Annotated in this window: 26 protein-coding genes; 12 read left to right on the top strand and 14 right to left on the bottom strand. The window is 73.0% G+C overall.

The window, feature by feature from the left end; translation table 11 throughout:
- Window positions 1-10 precede the first annotated feature (10 nt).
- From BJ958_RS10860 to BJ958_RS10850, 3 genes are read right to left on the bottom strand one after another with little or no spacing between them, the layout of a single operon-like run.
- Entirely contained in the window at window positions 11-784 is a 774-nt protein-coding gene (locus BJ958_RS10860; protein WP_179726847.1) for an ABC transporter permease, read from the bottom strand.
- Window positions 781-1,569 (bottom strand): ABC transporter permease, encoded by a 789-nt coding sequence (locus BJ958_RS10855; protein WP_179726846.1) that lies wholly within the window; start codon window positions 1,567-1,569, stop codon window positions 781-783. Before BJ958_RS10855 ends, BJ958_RS10860 begins: the two co-directional genes overlap by 4 nt.
- Before the next feature lie 12 nt (window positions 1,570-1,581).
- A complete protein-coding gene (locus tag BJ958_RS10850; RefSeq protein WP_179726845.1) occupies window positions 1,582-2,589 on the bottom strand; it encodes an ABC transporter substrate-binding protein in 1,008 nt (335 codons plus the stop codon).
- 235 nt (window positions 2,590-2,824) lie between these two features.
- Here BJ958_RS10850 and BJ958_RS10845 point away from each other — a divergent pair, with 235 nt between their 5' ends.
- The 3 genes from BJ958_RS10845 to BJ958_RS28495 are packed head-to-tail and all read left to right on the top strand — an operon-like array spanning window position 2,825 to window position 4,418.
- The gene (locus tag BJ958_RS10845; protein WP_179726844.1) at window positions 2,825-3,730 is read left to right on the top strand and encodes a LysR family transcriptional regulator; all 906 of its coding nucleotides are present in this window, start codon (window positions 2,825-2,827) and stop codon (window positions 3,728-3,730) included.
- Window positions 3,727-4,089, top strand: coding sequence for a YidH family protein (locus BJ958_RS29015; protein WP_343052639.1), 363 nt, complete (start codon window positions 3,727-3,729; stop codon window positions 4,087-4,089). Before BJ958_RS10845 ends, BJ958_RS29015 begins: the two co-directional genes overlap by 4 nt.
- A complete protein-coding gene (locus BJ958_RS28495) occupies window positions 4,086-4,418 on the top strand; it encodes a DUF202 domain-containing protein (RefSeq protein WP_179726843.1) in 333 nt (110 codons plus the stop codon). The genes BJ958_RS29015 and BJ958_RS28495 overlap by 4 nt, the downstream gene beginning before the upstream one ends.
- A gap of 6 nt (window positions 4,419-4,424) precedes the next feature.
- Here the strand turns inward: BJ958_RS28495 and BJ958_RS10830 are convergent, their stop codons facing one another.
- The 4 genes from BJ958_RS10830 to BJ958_RS10815 form a co-directional block, all read right to left on the bottom strand.
- Window positions 4,425-4,562, bottom strand: a complete 138-nt coding sequence (locus tag BJ958_RS10830) for a hypothetical protein (RefSeq protein ID WP_179726842.1) — start codon at window positions 4,560-4,562, stop codon at window positions 4,425-4,427.
- Window positions 4,563-4,628: 66 nt separating this feature from the next.
- Window positions 4,629-6,194, bottom strand: coding sequence for a non-homologous end-joining DNA ligase LigD (locus BJ958_RS10825; RefSeq protein ID WP_179726841.1), 1,566 nt, complete (start codon window positions 6,192-6,194; stop codon window positions 4,629-4,631).
- A 37-nt stretch (window positions 6,195-6,231) separates the two neighbouring features.
- A complete protein-coding gene (locus BJ958_RS10820) occupies window positions 6,232-6,468 on the bottom strand; it encodes a hypothetical protein (RefSeq protein ID WP_179726840.1) in 237 nt (78 codons plus the stop codon).
- A gap of 62 nt (window positions 6,469-6,530) precedes the next feature.
- Window positions 6,531-8,159, bottom strand: a complete 1,629-nt coding sequence (locus tag BJ958_RS10815; RefSeq protein ID WP_179726839.1) for a GMC oxidoreductase — start codon at window positions 8,157-8,159, stop codon at window positions 6,531-6,533.
- Between the two features lie 238 nt (window positions 8,160-8,397).
- On the opposite strand from BJ958_RS10815, the gene BJ958_RS10810 reads away from it, so the two are divergent.
- The gene (locus tag BJ958_RS10810) at window positions 8,398-9,630 is read left to right on the top strand and encodes a calcium-binding protein (protein ID WP_179726838.1); all 1,233 of its coding nucleotides are present in this window, start codon (window positions 8,398-8,400) and stop codon (window positions 9,628-9,630) included.
- Here the strand turns inward: BJ958_RS10810 and BJ958_RS10805 are convergent.
- From BJ958_RS10805 to BJ958_RS10790, 4 genes are all read right to left on the bottom strand, one after another.
- Window positions 9,591-10,202 carry a HutD/Ves family protein gene (locus BJ958_RS10805; protein ID WP_179726837.1) on the bottom strand — a complete coding sequence of 204 codons (612 nt, stop codon included), beginning with the start codon at window positions 10,200-10,202 and terminating at the stop codon, window positions 9,591-9,593. The genes BJ958_RS10810 and BJ958_RS10805 overlap by 40 nt on opposite strands.
- Window positions 10,203-10,302: 100 nt before the next feature.
- A complete protein-coding gene (locus tag BJ958_RS10800) occupies window positions 10,303-12,045 on the bottom strand; it encodes a sialidase family protein (RefSeq protein WP_179726836.1) in 1,743 nt (580 codons plus the stop codon).
- A 178-nt stretch (window positions 12,046-12,223) separates the two neighbouring features.
- On the bottom strand, window positions 12,224-12,913 hold the full coding sequence (locus BJ958_RS10795) for a lysoplasmalogenase family protein (protein WP_179726835.1): 690 nt from the start codon (window positions 12,911-12,913) through the stop codon (window positions 12,224-12,226).
- 25 nt (window positions 12,914-12,938) lie between these two features.
- Window positions 12,939-13,379 (bottom strand): HNH endonuclease, encoded by a 441-nt coding sequence (locus tag BJ958_RS10790; RefSeq protein ID WP_179726834.1) that lies wholly within the window; start codon window positions 13,377-13,379, stop codon window positions 12,939-12,941.
- A 253-nt stretch (window positions 13,380-13,632) separates the two neighbouring features.
- Between BJ958_RS10790 and BJ958_RS10785 the strand changes: the two genes are divergently transcribed.
- Genes BJ958_RS10785 through BJ958_RS10775 form a run of 3 tightly spaced genes read left to right on the top strand, consistent with a single transcriptional unit; the run spans window position 13,633 to window position 16,217 of the window.
- Window positions 13,633-14,616: an NADP-dependent oxidoreductase gene (locus BJ958_RS10785; RefSeq protein WP_179726833.1), complete on the top strand. Its 984-nt coding sequence runs from the start codon at window positions 13,633-13,635 to the stop codon at window positions 14,614-14,616.
- A gap of 10 nt (window positions 14,617-14,626) precedes the next feature.
- Window positions 14,627-15,700 (top strand): Dabb family protein, encoded by a 1,074-nt coding sequence (locus BJ958_RS10780; RefSeq protein ID WP_179726832.1) that lies wholly within the window; start codon window positions 14,627-14,629, stop codon window positions 15,698-15,700.
- A gap of 49 nt (window positions 15,701-15,749) precedes the next feature.
- Window positions 15,750-16,217, top strand: a complete 468-nt coding sequence (locus BJ958_RS10775; RefSeq protein ID WP_179726831.1) for a hypothetical protein — start codon at window positions 15,750-15,752, stop codon at window positions 16,215-16,217.
- A gap of 10 nt (window positions 16,218-16,227) precedes the next feature.
- Here the strand turns inward: BJ958_RS10775 and BJ958_RS10770 are convergent, their stop codons facing one another.
- Window positions 16,228-17,373: a PucR family transcriptional regulator gene (locus BJ958_RS10770; protein ID WP_179726830.1), complete on the bottom strand. Its 1,146-nt coding sequence runs from the start codon at window positions 17,371-17,373 to the stop codon at window positions 16,228-16,230.
- 82 nt (window positions 17,374-17,455) lie between these two features.
- Between BJ958_RS10770 and BJ958_RS10765 the strand changes: the two genes are divergently transcribed.
- On the top strand, window positions 17,456-18,403 hold the full coding sequence (locus tag BJ958_RS10765) for a proline dehydrogenase family protein (RefSeq protein WP_179726829.1): 948 nt from the start codon (window positions 17,456-17,458) through the stop codon (window positions 18,401-18,403).
- Window positions 18,404-18,432: 29 nt separating this feature from the next.
- Window positions 18,433-20,070: an L-glutamate gamma-semialdehyde dehydrogenase gene (gene pruA / locus BJ958_RS10760; RefSeq protein WP_179726828.1), complete on the top strand. Its 1,638-nt coding sequence runs from the start codon at window positions 18,433-18,435 to the stop codon at window positions 20,068-20,070.
- Window positions 20,071-20,116: 46 nt separating this feature from the next.
- Here pruA and BJ958_RS10755 read toward each other — a convergent pair whose 3' ends face one another.
- Window positions 20,117-20,494: a VOC family protein gene (locus tag BJ958_RS10755; protein ID WP_179726827.1), complete on the bottom strand. Its 378-nt coding sequence runs from the start codon at window positions 20,492-20,494 to the stop codon at window positions 20,117-20,119.
- A gap of 2 nt (window positions 20,495-20,496) precedes the next feature.
- The gene (locus tag BJ958_RS10750) at window positions 20,497-21,915 is read right to left on the bottom strand and encodes a DHA2 family efflux MFS transporter permease subunit (protein WP_179726826.1); all 1,419 of its coding nucleotides are present in this window, start codon (window positions 21,913-21,915) and stop codon (window positions 20,497-20,499) included.
- Window positions 21,916-21,998: 83 nt separating this feature from the next.
- Here BJ958_RS10750 and BJ958_RS10745 point away from each other — a divergent pair, with 83 nt between their 5' ends.
- Genes BJ958_RS10745 through BJ958_RS10735 form a run of 3 tightly spaced genes read left to right on the top strand, consistent with a single transcriptional unit; the run spans window position 21,999 to window position 25,058 of the window.
- On the top strand, window positions 21,999-22,634 hold the full coding sequence (locus tag BJ958_RS10745; protein WP_179726825.1) for a TetR/AcrR family transcriptional regulator: 636 nt from the start codon (window positions 21,999-22,001) through the stop codon (window positions 22,632-22,634).
- A gap of 52 nt (window positions 22,635-22,686) precedes the next feature.
- A complete protein-coding gene (locus BJ958_RS10740; RefSeq protein WP_179726824.1) occupies window positions 22,687-24,006 on the top strand; it encodes a serine hydrolase domain-containing protein in 1,320 nt (439 codons plus the stop codon).
- The gene (locus BJ958_RS10735) at window positions 24,003-25,058 is read left to right on the top strand and encodes a dipeptidase (protein WP_179726823.1); all 1,056 of its coding nucleotides are present in this window, start codon (window positions 24,003-24,005) and stop codon (window positions 25,056-25,058) included. Before BJ958_RS10740 ends, BJ958_RS10735 begins: the two co-directional genes overlap by 4 nt.
- Window positions 25,059-25,082 lie beyond the last annotated feature (24 nt).

Here is a 25,082-nt window from a genome sequence, read left to right as displayed (position 1 = left end):
AGGGTGGTGCTCATTCTTTGGCCGCCTTTCGGGTGCCGTCGTACCAGTGCAGGACACGGCTGCGGGCGAGGAGGAAGAGGAGGTTGACGAGGTAGCCCAGGAGACCGAGCAGGACGATGCCGGACCACATGTCGGTGACCGCGAAGCTCTGCTGGGCCAGGAGGGTCAGGGCGCCGATGCCCTCGGTGGAGCCGAGCATCTCGCTGGCGATCATCACCACGAACGCCACCTGCAGGCTCACCTGGAGGCCGGCGAAGATCTGCGGACCCGCTGCGGGGAGCAGCACCTTCGTGACGCGCTGCCGGCGGGTCAGCTGGTAGGCGCGGGAGATGTCGAGCAGCACCGGGTCGGCGCTGCGGACGCCGTCCATGGTCGCGATGATCGTCGGGAACACCGCCGCGGTGGCGATGATCGAGATCTTCATGCTCGGACCGAACCCGAGGAGCAGGATGAAGATCGGCACCAGGGCGACTCCGGGCGTGGCCCGGACGAAGTGCATCAGCGGCTCGAGCGCCTCGCGGAGCAGCCGGACCCGGGCCAGCACCATGCCGACGGCGATGCCGACGACCGAGGCGATCGCGAAGCCGACGACCATGTTGCGCAGGCTCGGCAGCACGTCGCTGACGAACTGGTCGAAGAGCCACATCTCCCGGAACCGGGTGAGGATCTCCCGCAGGGGCGGGAAGAACGGCTCGGCGGCACCGGCCGACCAGACCCACCAGCCGATGAGGACGACGACGGGCAGCCACAGCTCGAGGGCCACCAGCCACAGGCGGCGGGTCATGCGGTCACCTCCGACCGGACCGAGGAGTGCCAGAACAGGGCGCGTCGCTCGACCGCGGCCAGCACGGCGTTGATGAGGACGCCGAGGACGCCGAAGGTCACCACCAGTGCGTAGATCGCGGGGTAGTCGCCGGTGGTCTGGGCGAGGACCAGGTCCTTGCCCAGGCCGGGGGCCCCGCCGATGATCTCCGAGACCAGTGCGATGACGAGCGCGGCGCTGGCGCTGATCCGCACGCCGGTGGCGACGAACGGCAGCGCCGTCGGCGCCACCAGGGTGCGGATCCGCTGCCACCGGGTGAGCCGGAACGACCGCGCCGTCTCTGCCGCGACGGGGTCGACGTCGTGGACGCCGTGGGCCGTCTGGGTGATCAGCGGGAAGACCCCGCCGAAGGCGACGAGGAAGATCCCCATGTCCCCGGTCGGGCCGAGGACCAGCACCAGCAGCGGCAGGATCACGATAGGCGGGATCGGCTTGAGGAACTCCACGAGCACCCGGGTGCTGCGGTAGGCCAGGTCCGACTGGCCGACCAGCAGGCCGGCCGCGACACCGAGCACGACCGAGATGACCAGGCCGATGGCCGCGACCCGGAAGGTCTCGCCGAGCGAGGACCAGAACAGCGGGTCGCCGGCGAAGTCGCGCAGCCGGCCGAGGATCTCGGGCACCGTCGCGAAGGGCTTGTCGGCGAGCGGCCCGGTCACGGCCCACTGCCAGAGCAGGGCGGTGACCCCGATGCTGGCCGCGCCGACGGCGTAGCGCCGGAGGCTGCCGGGACGGAGGGTGGGCATCGTCGTCCTCCGTCAGCTGCCGAAGACGAGGGAGGCGGCGTCGACGTCCTTCTTGAGGTAGCCGAGCTCCTTCATCCGCTCGATCACCGACTGCACGTCGGCCGGGTCCACCGTCGCCGGGAACGCCGGCTCCGAGCCCGCCTGCACCGTGGCCAGGTCGGTCTTCAGCACCTCGGCGGCAGCCTTCTGGGCATCGGCGATGTGCGCCTCGGCGTACTCGTTGGTCTGCTCGACGGCGGTCTGGAAGGACTTCACGATCTCGGGGTCCTTCTTCGCGAGGGAGGCCGAGGTGACCCACATGCCCACGGCGCCGTCGTCGAAGAACTCGAGGCCGGGGGAGAGGACCAGCTTGCCGCCGGCGTCCTCGGCCTGGGAGAGGAAGGGGACGACGAGGCCGGCGGCGTCGACACGACCGGACTTCAGCGAGCTGACCGCGCTGGGGAAGTCGAGGGTGATCCAGTTGATCTTCGCCGGGTCACCGCCGTCGGCCTTGACCGCCGCGGCGATCGTCACCTCGAGCTGGGCGCCGCGCGCCGGGACCGAGACGGTCTTGCCCTCGAGGTCGCGGGCCCGGGTGATGCCGGAGTCCGCTGCGGCGACGACCCCGCTGTCGTCGTGCTGCAGTGCGAGCGAGGGGTCGGCCTCGACGGCGGCCTTGGTGCCCTCGTCGTATCCGTCGGCGGCGCCGACGATCTCGAGCTGCACGCCGTTGGCGATCGCGTTCACGAAGGGGATCGAGGGGGTGTAGTTGAAGTCGACCTCGTCGCCGGCGACGGCTGCGATGCCGCTGGGCGGGTTGGCGACCTGCTTCAGCTCGACCCGCAGGCCCTGCTTCTCGAAGAAGCCCTGGTCCATGCCGAGCTTGAGGGCGCCGACGGAGTAGATCGGCGTGTAGGCGACGGTGACGACCGTCAGCCCGTCCTCGGTCTTGCGCTCCTCGCCTCCACCCCCGCAGGCGGTGAGTGCGAGTGCGAGTGCGGCGGCGGTGGCGGCGGCCAGCCCTGTGCGCAGGGTCTTCATGGGTCCTCCAGGATGGGGCGGGACGGTGGTCGGTGTCCGAGGTCACACCAGCGTGCTGCCGTCCGGGGTCGGAGGTCTAATGGAAACTTCGTACCCGAAAGATAGGCAGTGCCTATGAGTTGCGGCGGCGGTGATGCTGATCGGTGCGAGATTGGCGCCATTCGAGCCCGTCGCCACGACTGAGCGCTGCAACGTCTGATAGCCAGCACCTATCCATCGGCGTACGCTGGCCGTCATGGAACGCCGTCAGCTCGAGTACTTCGTCGCCGTCGTCGACCAGGGCGGCTTCGGGCGGGCCTCGGAGGCCGTCCACGTGACCCAGCCGTCGCTGTCGCAGGCGATCGCGGCGCTGGAGAAGGACCTCGGCGTCACCCTGTTCCACCGGCTCGGCCGCAAGGTCAAGCTGACCGCCGCCGGCGAGGCGCTGCTGGCGCCGGCCCGCCAGGTGCTGCGCGACCACGCGGTCGCGCGGGCCGCCGTGGCCAAGGTGCGCGGCGGGTACGACGGCACGCTCGACATCGCGTCCACCCCGACCGTGGCCGCGCACCCGCTGACCGCCCTGCTGGGGCGGTTCAGCCAGCTCTACCCCGGCATCAACGTGCGGATCACCGACTGCGACGTGCCCGGCGGTGCGGCGGCGATCGTCGGTGGCGGCCAGTGCGAGATCGGCGTGGTGCGTCTGCCTGCGGCCACGACCGGCCTGCAGGCGATCGCCCTCGGCGAGCAGGAGTTCTTCCTGGTGCTGCCGCCGGACAGCCCCGACCCCGGGCCGGGGCCGGTGGAGCTGTCGGTGCTCGCCGAGCTCCCGCTGATCGCGACCCCGCCGGGCACGGCGTCGCGCAAGCGGCTCGACGACTCGCTCGCGATCGCCAACGTCACCGAGCCGCGCATCGTGGTGGAGACGATCTACCGCGCGACCATCCCGAAGCTGGTCGCGGCCGGCGTCGGCGCCTCGCTCCTCCCGCGGCACATGGCGCAGGAGGCTGCCGAGCTCGGCGCCAGGGTCGTCGCCACGACGCCCGCGGTCGCCCACGAGATCGGCATCGTGCGCCGCGAGGGTCCGCTCTCCCCGGCGGCCCGGGCGTTCATCGACCTCGCCCTCGAGATGGCGCCGTTCGGCGCGGAGGGGGAGCAGCCGTGACCGTGCGGCGCCCGCGCAGCGTCTACGACCTCGGGGCCGAGCCGGACCCGCGGTTCACCTTCGCCAACGAGCGGACCTTCCTGGCATGGATCCGCACGGCACTCGCCCTGATGGCTGCCGGCGTCGCGCTCGACTCGCTCGCCAGCGCGCTGCCCGAGGCGCCGCGCCGCTGGGTCGCCGCCTGCCTGATCCTCGCCGGCGTCGTGGGTTGCGGCCTCGCCTGGCTGCGCTGGATGGCCAACGAGCGGGCGTTGCGCGAGGCCCGGCCGTTGCCCGGCCTGCCGCTCGGGATCGCGCTCGCGGTGCTGGTCGCCGCCGGGGGACTGGTGCTCGTCGCGCTGACGCTCGGTGCGTCGTGACGCGGCCCACCGGCGTCGAGCAGGCCACAGAGCAGGGCACGCAGACCGAGCGGACCCGGCTCGCGTGGTCGCGCAGCGTGCTGTCGCTGCTGGGCGTGGTGCTCGTCGAGGCCCGGGTGCTGGGCGCGGTCGACGGCGTGCTCGCGGTGACCGTGATCGCCGCCGGGCTGCTCGTCGCGACGGCCGCCCTGGCCGCGGTGGCCCGCCGGCATCCCCGCCGCCGGCCCGGCGGCGACCTGCGACGCGACCTCGACGGTCGGCTCCCGGGGGCCGTGGCTGCGCTCGCCGGCCTGTCCGGCCTGGGCGCACTCGTGCTGGTGGTGGCCTGAGGGCCTTCAGCCCTCGCGGTGCTGGGCTTCCCTGAGGGTCGAGTCCGGCGACTCGATCACCGGCCCCTTCCGCAGCTCGCGCAGCCACCAGATGGTGGCGGCGACCATCAGGACCGCGACCACGACGATGATGGCGATCAGCATGTCGGCGTACCTCCTCTCCAACGCACCGTCGGTACCCGCGGCGCGCAGGACCACCCGTCCGCCTGCTCAGGTGATCTCGGGCAGCTCCTGCCCCGCGTCGAGCAGGGCCTGGAACGGGTCGCCGCGCGAGGCGAGACGGTCGAGGACGGTCCGGATGGTCCAGCGGTCCGGCCGCAGGCCGGGATCGTCGAGCTCGCCCCAGCCGATCGGCACCGAGACGGGTGCGCCGGGCGCCGGGCGTGGCGAGTACGGCGCGACCAGGGTCTTGTTGATCGCGTTCTGCGTGTAGTCCAGTCGTGCCCTGCCCTTGCGGGCGCGGACCTCCCACTTCCAGCTGACCAGGTCGGGCAGCACCTTCCCGACCGTGCGGGAGAGCTGCTCGACCCAGGCCCGGGTGTCGTCGAAGGTGTAGCCCGGCACGACGGGGATCCACACCTGGATGCCCCGGCGGCCGGTGACCTTCGGGCGCGCCAGCACGCCGAGGTGGTCGAGGGCGGTGCGGTGCAGCCGGGCCAGGGTCAGCACCTCCTCCCACGTGGTCCGCTCGCCCGGGTCGATGTCGACGAGCGCGTACGTCGGCTCGTGCGGCGCGGTCGCCAGTGACGTCCACGGGTGCCACTCGAGGGCGCCGAAGTTGGCTGCCCAGACCAGAGCGGCCGGCTCGTCCGCGACGACGTACGTCGTGGTCTCGCCGGGATCGGCCTCCGGGTTGTCCCAGGCGCCCAGCCAGTCGGGCGCGTGGTCGGGGCGCTGCTTGTGCCAGAAGCCCTTCGCGTCGGCCCCGTCCGGGTAGCGGTGCAGGTTGAGCGGCCGGCCGCGCAGGTAGGGGATCGCGACCGGCGCGATCCGCGCGGTGTAGGCGAGCAGCTCGCGCTTCGTGACCGGTGGCTCGCCGGGGAAGAGCACCTTGTCGAGGTTGGTGAGCTTCAACCGTCGTCCGAACACCTCCCACGTCCCCTCGCGCCCGAGGTCCTCGAGCGACGCGACGGCCTCGTCCGGCAGCGGGTCGGGCAGGAGGACCTCCTCCGCCTCGGCCGCCGGTGCGCCGGATCGCCAGCGGCGGTCGGGGTCGGCGGCCACGTCGTCGTTGGTGCGGCCCGTGAGCACCGAGCGTGGGTGCTCCTCGGGGTTCCAGCCGTCGACGGCGTGCGCGTCGCGCTTGTGAAGCAGCATCCAGGACTCGCGATCACCCTCGGCGCCCGTGCGGACCAGGACCAGCCGGCCCCGCAGCTTGTGCCCGTGGACCTCGGCGTGCAGCTCGCCGTCGCGTACGGCGGCCCGCGGGTCGTCGGTCCTCACCGGCTCCCACGTGCCGGTGTCCCACACGATGACGTCCCCGCCGCCGTACTGTCCCGAGGGGATGACGCCCTCGAAGTGCAGGTACTCGATCGGGTGGTCCTCGACGTGCACCGCCAGGCGGCGCGCCCCCGGGTCGAGGGTCGGGCCCTTCGGCACCGCCCAGCTCACCAGGACGCCGTCGATCTCGAACCTCAGGTCGTAGTGGAGCCGGCTGGCGCGGTGCCGCTGGACGACGAACCGCGCGCCGGCCGGCTGCTCGCCGACGGCGCCCGCCGGCTCCGGGGTGCGGGTGAAGTCGCGCTTGCGCCGATACCTCTCGAGCAGGTCGCCCATGCTGGCGTGGTGCCCGCGGCGGCCGCATCCATGCGGCTCAGCCCAGGCGCGAGCGCAGGATCCGGGCGCGGGCCCGGTGCAGCCGCGGCACGACGACGTACACGACGATCGGCACTGCGATCGAGGCGAGCACGAAGGTGCGCAGCACGACCGGCAGGTGGCCGAGCCAGCCGCCGAGGAGCAGGTTCAGCACGGTGAGCGTCGGGAAGACCGCCAGCCAGATCATCAGCGCGTTCTGGTGTCGCGACGCAGGGGGGACGACGAGCTCGGGCATGGTCGCTGAACCAGCGGAGGGGCCGGGATAGTCCCGGCCCCTCCGTGACGTGCACCGCAGCGTCAGACGTCGTTGGCCAGGATGTTGTCGATGTTGCGCTCGGCCAGCGCGGTGATCGTGACGAACGGGTTGACCGTGGTGTTGCCGGGGATCAGCGCGCCGTCGATGACGTACAGGCCGTCGTACCCGTGCAGGCGGCCGTAGTTGTCGGTGGCCTTGTTGATGACGGCGCCGCCGAGCGGGTGGTAGGTCAGGCCGTCCTGCCAGATCTTGTAGCCGCCGAAGAGGTCGGTCCGGTAGATCGTCCCCTCCTTGCTGTTGATCTTGTCGAAGATCGTCTTGGCCATGTTGATCGAGTCCTGCTTCCAGGCGGTCTGCCAGGACAGGTCGACCTTGCCGGTCGAGGGGTTCCAGCTGAACTCCGCGCGCCGCGTGGTGCGGGTGATCGACAGGTAGAGCGACGCGTAGGTCTCGATGCCGGTCGGCAGGGGAGCGACCTCGGCGAAGGCGCCGCCGGCGTCCCAGTTGTCGATGCCCGAGCAGGGGATGGTGGACTGGAGCTCGCCGGTCGGGTCCCACATGTGGTTGGCGCGCCCGCACATGACGTTGCCGTTGTCGCCCCAGCCCTTGCCGATCTCGGCGTTGAGGTTGGGGAGCACCCCGGTCGCCTTGAGCCTCACGAGCAGCTTGCTGGTGCCGACGCTGCCGGCGGCGAAGAACACCTTCGCAGCCGTGACGGTCTTGGTCGCCACGGTGTCGCCGCTGGTGTTGAGCTGGTCGATCGTCACGGTGTAGCCGCTGCCGCCGGGCACGGGGGCGACCGAGGTGACCTTGTGCAGCGGTGAGACGTTGACCCGGCCGGTGGCCAGGGCCTGGGCGAGGTAGGTCTGCACGAGCGACTTCTTGCCGTGGTCGTTGCCGTACATGACCTGGCCGTCGAGCGCGGACCGCGTGACGGTGCCGGCCTGCTCGGCCTTCATGTAGTTCCAGTCGTAGACGTCCGGCACGAAGGTCCACGCGAAGCCGGAGCGCTGCGCGTGCTTGCGGCCCACCCGCGCGTACTGGTAGCACGCGGCGCTCTCGAACCAGGTCGGGTCGATCGAACCGACGCCGAGCCCGGCGTTGGCCCGCGGGTAGTAGGTGGCGTACATCTCGGCGGCGTCGACCGACGGCAGGATCGAGGCGAACCGGGACTGCTTCGGCGTGACCGCCATGCCGCCGTTGACCAGGGAGCCGCCGCCGACGCCGCGACCCTGGTAGACGGTGATCCCGGCGAACTCCTCGGCGTCCAGGACCCCGGTGTAGCGCTCGATGTTGCTGTCGATCGGGAAGCCGAAGAAGTTGCTGACCGGCGCCTTCGTCTTCGTGCGCAGCCAGTAGGCGCGCTTGTCGGGCGAGGTGACCTTGGGGAAGATCTTGCCGTCCGAGCCGGGGGTGTCCCACGTCATGCCCATCTCGATCATCTCCACGGGTACGCCGGCCTGGGCGAGCCGGAGCGCGGCGACGGCGCCGCCGTACCCGGTGCCGATGACGAGCGCCGGGACCTGGGCGCCGTTGCCGATGGCGGCTCCGGCGGCCGGACTCGTCATCGCCGGCAGGCCGATCGACGCGGCGCCGACGGCGGCTCCGGTGGTCGCCAGGAATCCGCGACGGGTGAAGCGGGACGACGCGGAACGGGGGCTTTCGGACATGTGACCTCCATCACAAGGGGCAAGAACCAGAACGTGTTCTATCGGTTGTGGTGAGGGTTCGTCACTACTTACCCGGAAGTAACCTGACGCGGGTTCTGATTTTTGCCCGAGACCCCCACTTCTCTGGGGCGAGAAGAACCCTGCGGTCCGGGATGGCCGGTGCGCGTGCGCGGACAGGAGGCTGGAGCCACCGACTTCCCCCGCCGGCGCGAGCGCCGACCACGAGATCGAGGAGCCCATGGAGCACCCCACCGGCCGACGCGTGCGCGTCGGCGCCATGACCGGCCTGCTGATGATCGCGGCAGTGCTCGCCGTCCCCGCCTCGTCCGCCGAGGCGGCCGCGAGGCCACGCTGTGGTGGCTTGCGCGCCACCATCGTCGGCACCGCGGGGGACGACGTGCTGCGCGGCACCCGCGGCAAGGACGTCATCGTCGGCCGGGGCGGCAACGACCGGATCGACGGCCGCGGCGGCGCGGACGTCGTCTGCGCAGGATCGGGCAACGACCGGGTCACGGTGAAGGGCCGTCGCAGCCGGGTGCGAGGGGGCCCCGGTGAGGACCGGCTGAGGGCCGATGGCCCGCAGGCGGTGCTGTCCGGCGACCAGGGCGACGACGTCCTGACCGCCGGTGCCGGCGGGGTCGCCCTCCTCGGCGGCGACGGTGACGACGAGATCACCGGTGCCGACGTCCCGGGCCGTCAGGACGGCGGGGCAGGCAACGACCTGATCCTCCTCGGCGACGGGAACGACGTCGCGGTGCACGGCGGTCCCGGCAGCGACCGCATCTTCGGCGGGGGAGGCAACGACCGGATGGACGGTGACGACGACGTCGACGAGTGCCACGGCGGTGCCGGCACCGACACCTGCCACGGCGGCGCTCCGGGCGGGCCGGAGAACACCGCCGCCGATCCGGACTTCTGCGCACCGGACGCCGAGGTGCACATCTCCTGCCGGATCCCTGCCGTCCCCGAGCGTTGGAAGCTGGCCATCGAGGGCACCTCCAACTACACCAACGGCACCAACTACGACACCGAGATCTCGTGGGTCGTGACGGCGTACGTCGAGCAGTACTTCAAGCAGGACGGCCGGACCTGGTACCTCACCGCCGCCTCCGGCCTCTCCGGCAGCTGGACCGGCACGGGCCGGAACGGCGAGTGCACGATCGAGGGATCCGGCGACGTGGTGGACGGCGACCTGTCGGTCACCATGGCGCTCGACGAGCTCTCCGGGACCTACGACCTCCAATGGAGCGGCCCGTCGGTCCGGACGCCAGGTTCGATCAGCTGCCCGTGGGGGACGTCGAGCTACTCGATGACCAACAGGGCCGCCGACACAGCGAAGTACCAGACCTGGGACACCGACGACCCGGCGCACCCGCTGACCGGCAGCCGTACCGTCACGCCCGACGGCCCGGACGGCGGCCTGGTCGTGAGCTACACCTGGCGCCTCGAGCCGGCCGCGGACCCGAGCTGATCACCGGCCGGACCCGGCAGGATCCGCGCGACCGCCACCCGGCCCCCACCCGTCAGGCCCACCTGCTCCTCCGTCACGACGACGTCGCCCTGCTGCAGGTCGGTGTCCCCGTCGGCCAGCCGGACCTGGCCCTCCAGCACGACCAGGACCACCGTCCCCGAAGCCGGTACGACGAGTGGTGGTGCGCCCGCGACGAGCACCAACACGTCCAGCGTGGCCCGCGCGGCGCCGCGGCGGGTCATCACGTTGAGGTCACGGGTGGGCTGATCGACGGTGCACTGCACGGGCACGCCGCCGTCGAAGGCGAACGGCTCGTCGGTGCGCAGCACCTGGGTGTGGCCGGGCAGCTGCAGCCTCATCGAGGGGCCCTCGATGAGTACGATGATCCGGTCGATGCCCGGGAACGCCGAGAAGTCGCCGCTCTGGGCGACCTCGGCGAGGCTGACCCGCCAGGTGAAGTCGTCAGGGGAGCCGCCGAGCGCGATCTCGGTGGTCATGCCCTGGCCGTTGCGCCACGGGACCTGCTTCAGGTCGGCGGCGCGGGTGATCGTCGTGCTCGTCTCGGTGCTCATCGCCTCCAGTCCACCCGATCCCGGCGCGCGGTGGAACCGCCGAGGGCGCCGCGGTGTCTGGCATCCCAGACACCGCGGCGCCGGCCGCGCCCCGGGGAGGTCAGGGCGTCGGGTCGGTGACGGCGGCGCCGTGGATGTCGCTGTTGCCGAACGCCGTCGGGCAGCTGGCCTGCACGTCCGGGGCCGGTTGCGGAGTCGCGCTGTAGAGCGACGCCCGGTAGGCGTCGATGGCGGGGCAGTCGGCCGCGTGGGAGGCGTCGTTCCAGACGCCCACCGCTCCGTCGCGGGTCGCGGCGGTGTAGACGTAGTCGCCGAGGAACTCCGCCGTCAGGCCGTTCTGCGACGTGCCGCGCGGGTCGCCGACGGCGCCGCGGACCAGCACGCTCCACGGGCCGAGGACACCGGTCGGGCCGACGTCGGCGTGCAGCACCTGACCGACCAGGCCACGCGGCGAGGTGGTGTCGGTGCGGTACGGCGTGGTGAACGCGTTGACCGTCAGGTAGGCGTCCGTCCCGTCCGGGGACAGGGCGGGCGCGGTGTAGACCGGCCGGTCGCCGCCGGGCAGCGGTACGACGGCCGGTGCCGACCACGTGGCGCCGCCGTTGCGGGACGTCGTGGCCAGCACCTGCTCGTGGTTCGCGCCGCTGGCGGCGTCGGCCCACGTCATCAGGATCTGGTCGGTCGCGTCCGCGCCGGACGGCGCGCCGTTGGCGATGTCGACGCTCGCACCGGCGGCGAGGTCCACGCGCGCACCGGCGATGCCGTCCATGTTCGGCCGGCCGAGGACCGGGTCGAACGTGCCGGGCTGCACCGCGGCGGCGACCGGCGTCGGGCCGGTGAAGTGCGCGCCGCCGTCGGTCGAGCGGTACATCAGCTGCTGGGTCTGGGCCTTGCGCTTGCCGATCCCGAACACGTAGACGGTGCCGTGGCTGTCGGTCCGCACCGTGCAGCCGTCGGGCTGCGAGCTGATGCCGTTGTCGGTCGCCGGGCTGACCTGACGGGTCGTCCACGTCGTGCCGCCGTCGCTCGAGCGCGCGACCGTCAGCGGTGTCGGCAGTGCCTGGCCGTGGCTGTTGCTGCGGAACGACGCCCAGCACACGTAGACCGAGCCGAAGTAGGGGCTGCTCGACGCGTTGTCGGCCCACACCTGCTCCTTGTCGGAGAAGGTCGTCGTCGACTGCTGCGAGACCAGCACCGGGCGGCTCCACGCCTCCTTCGAGCCGGCGGCCGCAGCGGCGACGTCGTCGACGTACGACACGGCGATGGCCTCGAAGCCGCGGAAGACGTCGCTGTGCGGCGCCCCACCGACGGGCGAGGTCAGGTTGGCGTAGTAGAGGCGCGAGCCGTTGTCCCACGAGAACCGGCCGTCGGCGCCGGGGCGCGGGCCGAACGCGAGCGCGGGGTCACCGTCGGACACGATGCCTGCCTCGGCGTACCAGGGCAGCGTGCCGATCGGGCCGGTGGTCGGCGTGCACGGGGCCGGGCCCGTGCAGGAGCGGGCGGACAGGCCGGTGTAGGTCGGCTGGACCCAGGAGTCGCCGCCGTTCATGGAGAAGTAGATGCCGGAGACGCCGACACCGTCGGTGAACGGGCAGGTGCTCGGGTCGCCCGCGGCACAGGCCTCCATGTCGATCTCGTCGTTGGCGCCGGCGGCCATCACGTCGGGCTGGTGGGCGTCGACGGCGACCGCGGGCTCGTTCTGCTTGTTCTGCGAGAACGGCCCGACCGGGCTGCCGGTGGCCGGCACCTCGACCGGTGAGCCGACGGCGGCCGCGCCGGCGACAGCGGAGAAGCAGAGGACCGCGGCGGCGAGCGTCGTGGTGGCGAAGCGTCTGACAGACATCGGTTGCCTCCGTGGAGAGATTTCCCGGTCCGTTCCGCCAGCATGCACCCGGGGGCAGGGCACGACAACCCCTCGACCGGACGGTTCGAGGGGCCATCCGCCGGTGGGGGACCGGACTCAGAGGTCCACGGTCAGCCGAGCGGGCGGCGCCCCGGCCGTGTCGCGTGCCCGGATCGGGTCAGCGACCGGCGCGAGCAGCTCCCTCGGCGAGGAGCAGCTGGGCGCCGGTGTAGGTCGCCATCACGACCGACTCGAGGCGCTCGGGCGCGTTGGGGAGCAGGAAGGTCCGGGCGCCGAGGACCGCGTCGGAGGCCAGGAACATCGCCCCACCCGCGGCGGTGAGCAGCCGGGCGTCGCGCGGCAGCGCCGGGTCGAGGTGGGAGGCGGTGGCCGCCATCGCGGCCAGCAGTCCGGAGTAGCCCAGCAGGGTCGCCCCCAGCCGGGGCTCCCGGGTCGCTGCCCTCGCCGCGACGACCGGGCCGCTGGCAGCCCACAGGCCGCCGATGACCCGGGCGGTGCGGCTCGCCGTGATCGGCGTACGACGGTCGCGGTGGCGCAGGAAGCCCGTGACGTAGGCCAGATGGCCGACCCCGAACGACGTCGCACCGGCCGCGAACGCCCGTTCGCCCTCGCCGAGCAGCAGCACGTCGCCGCCCCAGCCGCCGACCTGGGCGGCCAGCGTCGAGGCTCGCAGCGGCGAGCGTGCCGCCCGCGGATCGGTCGCGAGCGCAGAGCCCAGCGTCGGCAGCAGCAGCGGCTTGGTGACGTGGCGGACCTGGTGCGCCCACCGACGGCTCGACCCCGCCAGTGCGGTGTCGGCCGCGGCGAGGGCGACATAGGCGAGCTTGAGCTTGGTGGACGTGCGCACGTCCGAACTCTAGGGGCGCAGGGGCTCAGGCGACGGCGAGCTGTGCCCGCGTCGGCACGAACGGGTCGAGTCGCAGCCGCATGCCGGCCTCGGCAGGGGTGCGGTTGGCCTTGCGGCCGTTGCACGGGCTGCACGCAGCGACCGTGTTCAGCCACGTCCACCCACCGCCGCGACTCTGCGGGAGCACGTGGTCGATGGTCGTGGCGTACGAGCCGCAGTAGGCGCACCGGTGCCGGTCGCGCTTGAGCACGTTGCTGCGGGAGTACGCCGCGGGGCGGTACATCCACTTCGCGGCGACGTAGCGCACCAGCCGGATCACCCGCGGCCACGGGTGCGGCCCGATCATCCGGTCGTCGTGCGCCTCCTCGACGGTGGCCACCTCGCGGAACAGCATCCGCACGGCGTGCTGGAAGGTCACCGTGCCGAGCGGCTCGTAGGAGGCGTTGAGCAGCATCACGGTCGTCATGGCTGCCGTCACCCCCTTCCTGCTCGCCGGCCTGGCCGCTTGGTCGTACGCCACCTGTCGGATGGATCGTCCAGGGTCCGTATTTCCGTTCGGCCACGAAGGCGTGAAGGGCAGGAGACCTCTGCGCGAGGTCCGACTCCTCCACGGTACGTCGGCGCGGCTGCTGCACTCCACCGATTTGGTGGGCCCCCGGTGCGTCCCGCTCAGCGGGAGCACGCTCGGCGAGCGGTGTGACCGGCGCCACGCTCGGCCCATGTTCGCGATGATCATGAACGAGACGGGCGGGCCCGAGGTCCTGCAGTACGGCGAGATCGAGACCCCCGAGCCGGGGCCGGGCGAGGTACGGGTGCGCGTGGCGTACGCCGGGGTGAACCCCGCCGACTGGAAGAACCGGCAGGGCATGCTGGCCGCCTTCCGTCCCTACGTCTTCCCGTACGTGCTGGGCTTCGACGCCGCCGGCGTGGTCGATGCGCTCGGCGAGGGCGTCACCGGGTTCGCCGTCGGCGACCGCGTGGTCACGCCGACCAACCACGGCCAGGGCGCCCAGGGCAGCTATGCGGAGTACGTCGTGGCGAACGTCGACCGGGTGGCACCGGTCCCCGAGGCGATGGGCTTCGCCGAGGCGGCAGCACTGCCGGTGGCTGCGCTCACCGCGTGGCAGGCCCTGCAGCACAACGGGGGCGTGCAGCCCGGCCAGCGGGTGCTGGTGCACGGCGGCTCCGGCGGTCTCGGCAGCTTCGCGGTCCAGTTCGCCCGCGCCGCCGGCGCCGAGGTGGCCGCGACCTGCAGCACCGGCAACGTCGCCTACCTGCGTGGGCTCGGCGTCGATCGGGTCATCGACTACGTCACCGAGGACGTCACCGCCGCGGTCAAGGAGTGGGCGCCCGACGGCCTCGACCTGCTCGTCAACACCGCCGGCGCGAGCTCGCTGGCCCACGGCCTCGACCTGGTCCGCGACGGCGGCGCCTTCGTCAGCATCCCGACCCTCGTCGACGACGGCGACATCCCCGCCGACGTCGCGGCGGCCGCCGGACGCGGCATCGAGCGCGTCTACTCGATGATGACCGACATCGACTGCGCGCCCGCGCTCGCCACGATCGCCGGCCTGGTCGTGTCCGGCGAGGTGAGGCTCCCGGAGATCCGCGAGCTCGACCTGCGCGAGGCAGCCGCCGCCCACGAGGCGATCCAGACCGGCCACACGCGCGGCAAGATCGTGCTCAAGGTCGCGGACCTCTGAGGGCGACGAGATGACCACACCGACCCCAGACCCGACCGCCCACCCGACCGCCGACCCGATCGTCGTCCAGGACCGCTTCGAGGTCTTCGCCGCCGACCTGCCGCGGCTGCGCGAGCTCCTCGCCGGCTACGCCGTCGGCGCGGCCGCACGCGGCCTCACGCTCGTCGACGAGCAGGTCTCCCCGCCGCTCGCCCTCGCCGACCAGCCCATCGTGCTGTGGGTGCGCTGGAACCTGCCCGACGCCGGCGGCTTCTGGACCGCCCGTGCCCAGACCCACGCGCCCGACGTCGTGCAGTTCTGGGCGGACGTCGATGCGCTCGTCGTGTCCCGGGCCCGGACCTACCTCCTGGCGCCGGACCAGGTCGGGCCGGTGCCCGCGGACACCCGGCCGGACGGGGTCACCCCCAGCCGGTGGCGCGAGACCGCGCAGCTGTACCTGCCCGCCGGCGCCGGTGAGGCCGAGATGGGTGCGCTGGCGACCGTGCTCGCGCGAGCGGCCGAGCTGCCCGGCATCGAGGCCGCGATCCTGAGCCCGAACTTCCTCGCCGACCTCGGGGCCGGGCACTTCACCTGGGACCTGATCCACCCCGACCGGGAGAGCGCGCAGGTCGCGCGGAAGTCGGAGCTGTGGACCGACGTGCTGCTGCCCGCGCTCGAGGAGCACTGCGCGTCGTGGTCGGCGCTCGGTCTCGACACGATCGGTGCCGGCGCCCGCGAGCCCGGCATCGTCGGCGGCGTCAAGCGCACCGCGCTCTTCCGCCTGCTGCCGGGCGTGGACCCTGAGGTCGAGGCGGAGTTCGCCCGCGACACCCTGGCCATGCCCGCGCACATCGCGTCGATCCGCAACTGGCGATTGAGCCGGGCGGTCACGCTCGAGTGGGACGCCACCGACGGCACGGCGTGGGACTTCGTGTGGGAGCAGGAGTACGCCGACCTCGACGGGCTCACCGTGGACTACATGATCCACCCGCACCACTGGGCGCACGTCGACCGCTGGTTCGACCTCGAGTCCGGTGCGCAGGTCGTGCACCCCGCGCTGTGCCACGCGTTCGCCGGGCTCGGGGAGGGCTTCATCGTGCGCTGATCTCGTGCTTCCATGGATCCGGCACCGGCGCGACCGACAGGACGGCACCATGGACGACACGAGCTGGGACGGCGCCCGCAAGCTGCGGGTCAGGGATGCACTGCGCGGCCGGGTCGAGGCCGCCCTCGCCAGCGCGAGGGAGGCCGTGGCCGACCAGCGCGGCGCCGCCGAGCTCGACCAGGCCGACGTCCACGACGTCGACGACCTCTCGCAGTCCGACGAGGGCGGCGACCTGGCCGGGCTGTTCGGCGGCGTCGTGGACCGGCGCCAGCGAGAGCTCGTGCGCATCGACGCCCTCGACCTCGCCCCCACCGACGTCGTCGGGGACGGCGCGATCGTCGCCTTCGGCGGCGACCACTACCTCGTCGGGGTGGCGGCCGAGGCGTTCGAGGTCGACGGCACCACCGTGGAGGGGATCGCCGCGGACTCCCCGTTGCACGCGGTGATCGTCGGGTTGAAGGCGGGCGACAGCTTCACCGTCGGCGGCACCGAGCACCGGCTCGACCTGGTGGTGTGAGCCTGCCGGCTCACCCGGTCAGGTACGGCGCCAGCTCCAGCGCCAGGTGCAGCCGCAGCCGGTCCGGGCCGCGGGCGAGGTCGTAGCCGGTCGCCTGCTCGACCTGCCCGATCCGGTGGTAGACGGTCTGCCGGTGCACGGCGAGCCGGGTCGCCGTACGTCCGGCGCTGCCGGCCTCGTCGAGCCAGACCCGCACCGTGGCGAGGACCTCGGGGGCCGCGGCCGCGAGGAAGGTGCGCACCTGCGGGTCGATGACGGCGGCCTCGAGGTCGTCGTCGCGGGTGACGCCCAGCAGGGCCAGCGGCCCGAGGGACTCCCAGCGCACGACGGTGCCGGGCTCGGCCGTGCGGGCGACGCGGAGGCTGACCCGGGCGCCGCGGTGCGCGGCAGCCAGGGCGTCGATGCCCGCCACCGTGGGGCCGGTGGCGGCCCGGGTGATCCGGTCCAGGCTGTCGACGCGGCGGCCGAGGCCGAGGGCGGCGAGCAGGTCGGTGAGCCCGTCCGTCTCGGTGACGAGCGCGGCGCGGGCGACGGCACAGGCCACGCCCGGGCTGGAGCGGACCCAGACCACGCCCGCGCGCGAGGGCCGGCTGGCGACCTGGTCGAGCAGCTCGGGCCGCTCCAGCAGCACGCAGGTCACCGGCTCCTGCAGGTCCAGGCCGCCGGCCTGGGCGAGGTCGACCGCCGACTCGCGCGCGGCGAGCCGCCCGCCCTCGACCAGCTCGCGGAAGACGGCGTCGCGGTGGGCCTGGCGGCGCTCGGCCACGTTGAGCAGCCGGGCCGCCGACTCCGCGATCCGGGTCGCCTCGGGCCAGGTGGACTCGGGGATCCGGCCGTCGGGGTCGATCAGCCAGAAGTACCCGTGCACCCGGTCCAGGTGCCGGGCCGGGACGCACAGCCGGGCGACGATCCCGAGGTCCGGGTCGGCCGGCGTGCGCAGCGGGCCGGGGGAGTCCTCGATGCCCTGGCCGCGGAACCACACGAGCACGTCCTCGGTCGAGCGGCGCTGCAGGATCGAGCGCTGCCGGATCGAGTCGACGACGTCGTCACCGCGGTGGTCGGAGAAGCCGATCAGCCGGAAGTCGGGGTCCTCGAGCGTGCACGGGGCGTCCGTCAGCCGCGCCATGTCCTCCACGAGGTCGTCGAGCGAGCTCATCTGACAAGTGTCACACGTCGGCGCCCGAAAGATGTGACAGGTGTCCGTTCCGTGTGACCCGGCACGCTCCTAGCGTGGAAGCATGCTGGACCAGGCACTCAGTCACACGTTGAGTCACACGCTGAACCGCGCCTCGCGCAGCGCTCGCGCCCGTCGTGCGGTCGAGTCGTTCCCCGTCACCCGCCGGGTCGTCGACCGGTTCGTGCCCGGCGAGACCACCGCCGACGCGGTCGAGGCCACCCGCGGCCTGGTCGCCACCGGCCGCGCGGTCACCATCGACGTGCTCGGCGAGGACGTCCTCGACCTGGCCGGCGCCCGCGCGATGCGCGACGCCTACCGCACCCTGCTCACCGCGCTCGACGAGGCCGGCTGCGCCGCCGGCGCCGACGTCTCGCTCAAGCTGTCCGCGATGGGCCAGGCCCTGCCCGACGGTACGACGATCGCCACCGACCACGCGGCGGAGATCGCCGGGGCCGCCGCGGCCCTGGGGTGCACGGTCACCCTCGACATGGAGGACCACACGACCGTCGACTCCACGCTCGCGATCGGCAACGCCCTGCGCGCGACGTACCCGTCCGTCGGGAACGTGCTGCAGACCAACCTGCGTCGTACCCCCGGCGACATCGCGGACCTCGACGGCTCCGGCGCCCGGATCCGCCTGGTCAAGGGCGCCTACCGCGAGCCCGAGTCGGTGGCCCTGCAGCGCAAGGTGGAGGTCGACCACGCCTACGAGAGGGCGATCGACGCGCTGATGGCCTCCGACTGCTACCCGATGATCGCCACCCACGACCCGGCGATGCTCGACCGCGCTGTGTCCGCGGCGGTGGCCGCCGGGCGCGGTGCCGACCGATGGGAGGCGCAGATGCTGTACGGCGTGCGCCCCGAGCTCGAGCAGCGGATGGTCGACGACGGGCACCGGATGCGCGTCTACATCCCGTTCGGCACCGACTGGTACGGGTACTTCATGCGTCGGCTCGCCGAGCGCCCCGCCAACGTCGCCTTCTTCCTGCGCGCCCTCGCGCACCGCTGATCCCGCCGCTTCCTGAGAGAGGACCTGAGATGGACGCCATCACCACCCCGCCGGCTCCCGTCAACGAGCCCAACCTGACCTACGCACCCGGCAGCGCCGAGCGGGACGCGCTGGTCGCCCAGCTCGACGCCCTCGGCGGTACGACGCGCCAGCTCGACGCGCACATCGGCGGCGAGAAGGTCGTCGGCGGCGGCGAGGAGATCGCCGTCGTCCAGCCGCACGCGCACCAGAAGGTCCTCGGCGTGCTGCGCAACAGCACCGCCGACGACGCGAAGTCCGCGATCGCCGCCGCCCGCGAGGCCGCCCCCGGCTGGCAGGCGATGCCCTTCGACGAGCGCGCCGCCGTGATCCTGCGCGCCGCCGAGCTGCTCGCCGGCCCGTGGCGCCAGAGGCTCAACGCCGCCACCGTGCTCGGACAGTCGAAGACCTCCTTCCAGGCCGAGATCGACGCCGCGTGCGAGCTGATCGACTTCTGGCGGTTCAACGTCCACTTCGCCCGGCAGGTCCTCGCCGAGCAGCCGATCGCCAACGCCCCCGGCATCTGGAACCGCACCGACCACCGCCCGCTCGAGGGCTTCGTCTACGCGATCACGCCCTTCAACTTCACCGCGATCGCCGGCAACCTGCCCACCGCGCCCGCGCTGATGGGCAACACCGTGATCTGGAAGCCGTCGCCCACCCAGCAGCTCGCCGCGTCGCTGACCATGGAGCTGCTCGAGGAGGCCGGCATGCCGCCGGGCGTCATCAACATGCTGCCCGGCGACGGGCTCGCCGTCTCCGAGGTCGCCCTCGCCCACCCCGACCTGGCCGGCATCCACTTCACCGGATCCACCGCGACCTTCCAGAAGCTCTGGGCGAGCGTGGGGGCCAACCTGCCGTCGTACCGGACCTATCCGCGCCTGGTCGGCGAGACCGGTGGCAAGGACTTCGTGATCGCCCACCCGTCGGCCGACCCCGACGTGCTGCGCACCGCGCTGATCCGCGGCGCCTTCGAGTTCTCCGGCCAGAAGTGCTCGGCCGCCTCGCGTGCCTACGTCCCGGCCTCGCTGTGGGCGCGGATGGGCGCCGACCTGGCCTCGCAGACCGACGCGCTGCCCGTCGGCGACCCCACCGACTTCTCGAACTTCACCGGCGCGGTCATCGACGCCCGGGCGTTCGCCAAGCACAAGGCCGCTCTCGAGCGCGCTGCCGCCACCCCCGGCCTGCAGGTCGTCGCGGGCGGCACGGCCGACGACAGCGTCGGGTACTTCGTCCGCCCCACGGTCGTGGTCGCCGAGGACCCGAGCGACGAGATGTTCTCGACCGAGTACTTCGGCCCGATCCTCGTCGTCCACGTCTACGACGACAGCCGCCCCGGCGCGTTCGAGGAGGTCGTGAAGCAGGCCGAGTCCGCGGCGCCGTACGCGCTGACCGGGTCGGTCCTCGCCACCGACCGTGCTGCCATCGACTGGGCCAGCAACCACCTGCGCTTCGCCGCCGGCAACTTCTACGTCAACGACAAGCCCACCGGCGCCGTCGTCGGCCAGCAGCCCTTCGGCGGCGGCCGCGCCTCCGGCACCAACGACAAGGCCGGCTCCGCCCTCAACCTGCTGCGCTGGACCTCGCCCCGGTCGATCAAGGAGACCCTCGTCCCCCCGACCGACCACCGCTACCCCCACATGTCCTGACCCCCATGTCCTGACCCACATGTCCTGACCCCGTCTCGACGAGGGATCAGCCGCCGTAGGGCACGGTGATGATCTCCAGGTTGTGGCCGTCGGGGTCCGACCAGTAGAGGCCGCGGCCGCCGTCGTTGCGGTTGATCACGCCCTCCTGCCGGTGGAACGGGTCGGCCCAGAAGCTCAGGCCACGCTCGAGGATGCGGGCGTGGATCGCGTCGAACTCGTCGTCGCCGACGAGGAAGGCGTAGTGCTGGACGGTGACCGGGCCGGGGTGGGCGACGATGTCGAGGCTGACGCCGTTGCCGAGCTCGACGACCCGGAAGGGGCCGTAGACCGGCGCTTCGGGGAGGCCGAGGACGTCGGTGAGGAAGGCCGCGGTGACGTCGCGGTCGCTGGCGTGGACGATCGTGTGGTTGAGCTCGATGGACATGGTCAGGCTCCTTCGGTTCCAGTGTGCCTCCGGCCCGGCAGCAGCACGGCCGGGACGACGGCGAGGACGGCGACGGCCAGCGGCCACCAGAAGGCGGCTCCGAACGCGTCGGCGGGGACGGCGGTGGCGGACAGCTGGTGCTGCAGGACGGTGGCGAAGACCGCGGTGGCGACGACGCCTCCGGTGCGCTGGGCGATGCTCATCGTCGTGGTGGCGCGGGGGATGGCGGCGTGGTCGAGGGCTGCGTAGGCCGCAGCGCTGGTCGGCGCGAAGATGCAGCCGGCGCCCAGGCCGATCGCGAACAGGGCGATCCCGAGGAACACCTGACCGGGGTCGGTGCCGACGGCGGTGTAGCCGAGGAAGCCGGCGACCAGCAGTCCGACGCCGGTGAGCACGACGGCCCGGCCACGACCGCGGTCGACCAGCCGGCCGGTCAGGGCCATCGCCAGGGCGGCACCGACGCCCTGCGGGACCAGCAGGAGCCCGGTCTGCAGCTCGGTCTCGCCGCGGGCGAGGAGGTGGTAGAGCGGCAGCAGGAAGCCCGCGCCGGTCAGGACGCCGACGGCGAGGAACTGCACCGCGGTCGCGGTGGCGAAGCCGCGGGTGGCGAAGTGGCGCAGCTCGACCAGGGGCCGGTCGGTGCGCAGGGCGTGGGCGACGAAGGCGACGAGGAGCACGACGCCACCGGCGATCCCGGCCACCGCCTCGGCCGACGAGCCGGTGGGGCCGGCGAGGGCGGTGACGCCGTACGCCAGGGCGACCAGACCGGGGGAGAGCAGGGCCAGGCCCAGGACGTCGAGCCGCTCGCGACCGGCGCCCCGGGGGTCGGCGAGGGCGCGGACCGACCAGGCCAGGCAGGCGAGGCCGACCGGGATGTTGACCAGGAAGATCCAGCGCCAGTCGACGCTGTCGATGAGGACGCCGCCGATGACCGGTCCGAGGATCGGGCCGAGCATCATCGGGATGCCGACGACGGCCATCGCCCGGCCCATCCGCTGCGGGCCGACCGCGCGGGCCACCATGGCGATGCCGACCGGGCTGACCAGGCCGGCGCCGGCGCCCTGCAGGACCCGGAACCCGATCAGGGACGGGGCCGACCACGCGGCGCCGCAGAGCAGCGAGCCGAGGGTGAAGACGCCGACGGCGAGCAGCCAGACGCGGCGGGCGCCGTAGCGGTCCATCGCCCAGCCGGCGAGCGGGATCGTGGCGGTGAAGGCCAGCAGGTAGCCGGTCATCACCCACTGGACGGTGGTGAGGGAGACGCTGAACTCGGCCGCGAGGCGGTCGGTCGCGACGCTGACGATGGTCGCGTCGAGGACGGTGGTGATCATGCCGAGCACGACCACGGCGATGACGGTGCGGGCCGTCCGGTCGAGCGGTGCCGCGGCGGGTGCGGCGGCGGGGGTGGCGGTCTGGCTCATGACCGCTCTCCTTTCGTGTCGTCGATACAAATTTATAGTGACTCTAAGTTTGGAGTGGAGCAAAGTCAAGGTAGGGTGCCGGCATGGCCGAGCCGGGACTGCGTGAGCGCAAGAAGCAGGAGACGCGACAGCGGATCACCGAGGCCGCGATCGAGCTGTTCGCCGAGCGCGGGTTCGAGCAGGTCCCGGTCGCCGACATCGCCGTCGCCGCCGACGTCTCCACCGCCACGGTGTTCAACTACTTCCCGGCCAAGGAGGACCTGATCTACGACGGGATGGCGGCCTTCAACGAGCACCTGCTGGCCGCCGTGCGCGACCGCCCGGCGGGCCAGCGCGTCGTCAGCGCCTTCCGGGACCACGTCCTGCAGCCCCGCGGCGTGCTCGCCGACCCCGCCTCCCCGGTGCTCGCCAGCCTGTCCCGGATCGCCCGGATCGTGCAGGACAGCCCGAGCCTGCAGGCGCGCGAGCGGCTCGAGGCGGACCGTGCCGTCTGCGCCCTGCGCGAGCTCCTGGTCGACGAGCTCGGCGACGACCTGCGCTCCTGGGCCGTCGCCTCGGCGCTGGTCGGCACCACGCGCGGGATGACCCGCGAGGTGCAGCGGGCCGCCGCCGAGGGCAAGGTCGACGCCCGGCTGACCAAGCGGCTCCTCGCCTCCGCCGCTGCGGCGATCGACGTGATCCAGATCGGGTTGGTGGAGGCGACCAAACCGGCCCGGTGAGCCGGTCCTGATCGACGAAGGTCCGGCCGTCCGGCCCGCCTAGGCTGCGCGCATGCGCGGGATCGACGACTGGCTGGAGCGACGCCTTCCGGAGCTGCTCGAAGGGACGGGGGTGCCCGCGGCCGCGGTGGCGGTCGCCCACGGCGACGAGGTCGTCGACGCCGCCGCCGGCACCCTGAGCGCCGCGACCGGCGTGACCGCCACGACGGACGCGATCTTCCAGGTCGGCTCGATCACCAAGGTGCTCACCGCGACCCTCGTCCAGCAGCTCGTCGACGAGGGCCTGGTCGACCTCGATCGCCCCGTGCGCACGTGGCTGCCCGGGCTGCGCCTCGGGGACGAGTCGGCCGCCGCGACCCTCACCGTCCGCCAGCTGCTCACCCACACCGCCGGCTTCGAGGGCGACGTGTTCACCGACACCGGCAAGGGCGACGACTGCGTGGAGAAGTACGTCGACCTGCTCTCCGAGGTCCCCCAGCTGTTCCCGCCCGGCGAGATGTGGTCCTACAACAACGCCGGGTTCTGCGTCCTGGGCCGGCTGGTCGAGGTGGTCCGCGCAGCGCCGTACGACACCTGCCTGCGGGCCCACCTGCTCGACCCGCTCGGCATGACGAGCGCCGCGACCGACCCCTACGAGGCGGTGCTGCACCGCACCGCGGTCGGCCACGTCGACGGCCGGCCGACCGACGTGTGGGCGTTGGCGCGCTCCAACGCCCCGGCCGGCTCGATGCTCGCGATGCGTGCCCGCGACCTGGTCGCGTTCGCCCGCCACCACCTCGAGAACCCTGCGCTGGCGGGCATGCGGACGCCCCAGGTCGCCCTGCCCGACCTCGGCCAGGGCGAGGCGTGGGGACTGGGCTGGGAGCTCTTCCGGCTCGCCCCGACGCCGATCGTCGGCCACGACGGCAACACCATCGGCCAGTCCGCCTTCCTGCGACTGCTGCCCGAGCACGACCTCGCGGTGGCGGTGCTCACCAACGGCGGACCCGCCAAGCTGCTCCACCGCGCGGTGACCGGCCACGTGCTCCGCGAGCTCGCCGGCGTCGACCTGCCGCCCGCCCCCGAGCCGCCCGCGACGATCTCCACCCCCGACCCGACCCGGTACGCCGGCACCTACGCCTCCGAGGTCGGGCAGACGGTGGTCAGCCAGGACGGGCAGGGGCGCCTGTGGCTGGACCGCACACCGCTCGGCGTGCTGGCCGAGATCGACGAGCCGCCCTACCGCACCGAGCTGGTCGCCTGGCGCGGTGAGACGCTGTGGCCGCTCGAGCCCGAGGGCGGCGTGCACCAGCCGGTGGCCTTCCTCGGTGACGACGGCACGGGGCGGGCGGCGTACCTGCACACCGGACGAGCCGACCGGAGGACCCGATGACCGACGCCCGCAGGCTCCACGACGAGGCCGTCGTCGCCGACACCCACAACGACCTGCTCTGCGCGGTCGTCGCCCGCCCGGTCGAGCGGTGGGCGTCCTTCTTCCGCGAGCAGTGGCTGCCGCAGCTGCGCGCCGGCGGCGTCGACCTGCAGACACTGCCGGTGTTCATCGAGGACCCGTACCGGCCCGAGGGGGCGCTGCGCCGCACGCTGCGGATGATCGAGGCCGCGCACCGGCTGGCCGAGGGCAACGCCGACGAGGTCGCGCTGTGCCGCGACGGAGCGGACATCGACGACGCCCTGGCCCGGGGCCGGACCGCACTGGTCCTCGCCCTCGAGAGCGCACCGGGCATCGGCGACGACGTCGAGCTGCTGGAGACCCTGTTCCGGCTGGGGGTCCGCGTCGCGTCGCTGGCCCACTTCGGCCGGACCGCGCTCGCCGACGGCAGCGGTGAGGACGGCACGGGCGGCCGGCTGACGAGGGCCGGTGTCGCGGCCCTGCAGGAGATGGAGCGGATCGGGATGCTCCTCGACGTCAGCCACCTCGGGGCCGCCGGCGTCGAGCACGTCCTCGAGCTGGCGACCCGTCCGGTGATCGCCACCCACTCCTCGGCGCGTGCCCCCCTCGACCACCACCGCAACCTGACCGACGCGCAGATCCGCGGGATCGCCGCCGGGGGAGGCGTCGTGTGCGTGAACTTCTTCGCGCCCTACCTCCACGCCACCGACTTCTCGATCGACCGCCTCGTCGACCACCTCGAGCACGTCGTGTCCGTCGCCGGTGTCGAGCACGTCGGGCTCGGCCCGGACTTCGTCAAGGAGGTCCTGGCCGACACGACGCCGCCGTGCTGCGAGGTCACCCTCGTCGAGGGCGTGCCCGCCGACGCGTACCTGCCCGGCCTCGAAGGCCCCGCGGGCCTGCCGCTCGTCACCGAGGCGCTGCTGCGCCGCGGCTGGGCGGAGCCCGACGTCACCGCCGTCCTCGGTGCGAACGTACGACGCCTGTACGTCGCCGAGCTGGGCCGTCCCGGACCGGCCGGTCGATCCGCATGAGCCGGTTCGTCCCCGCCGACGAAC

Origin of the sequence: Nocardioides kongjuensis (genome assembly GCF_013409625.1) — a bacterium.
Lineage (GTDB): Bacteria > Actinomycetota > Actinomycetes > Propionibacteriales > Nocardioidaceae > Nocardioides > Nocardioides kongjuensis.
The sequence above is the reverse complement of the archived record's forward strand: the minus strand, read 5'-3'. Positions and strand labels throughout refer to the sequence as shown.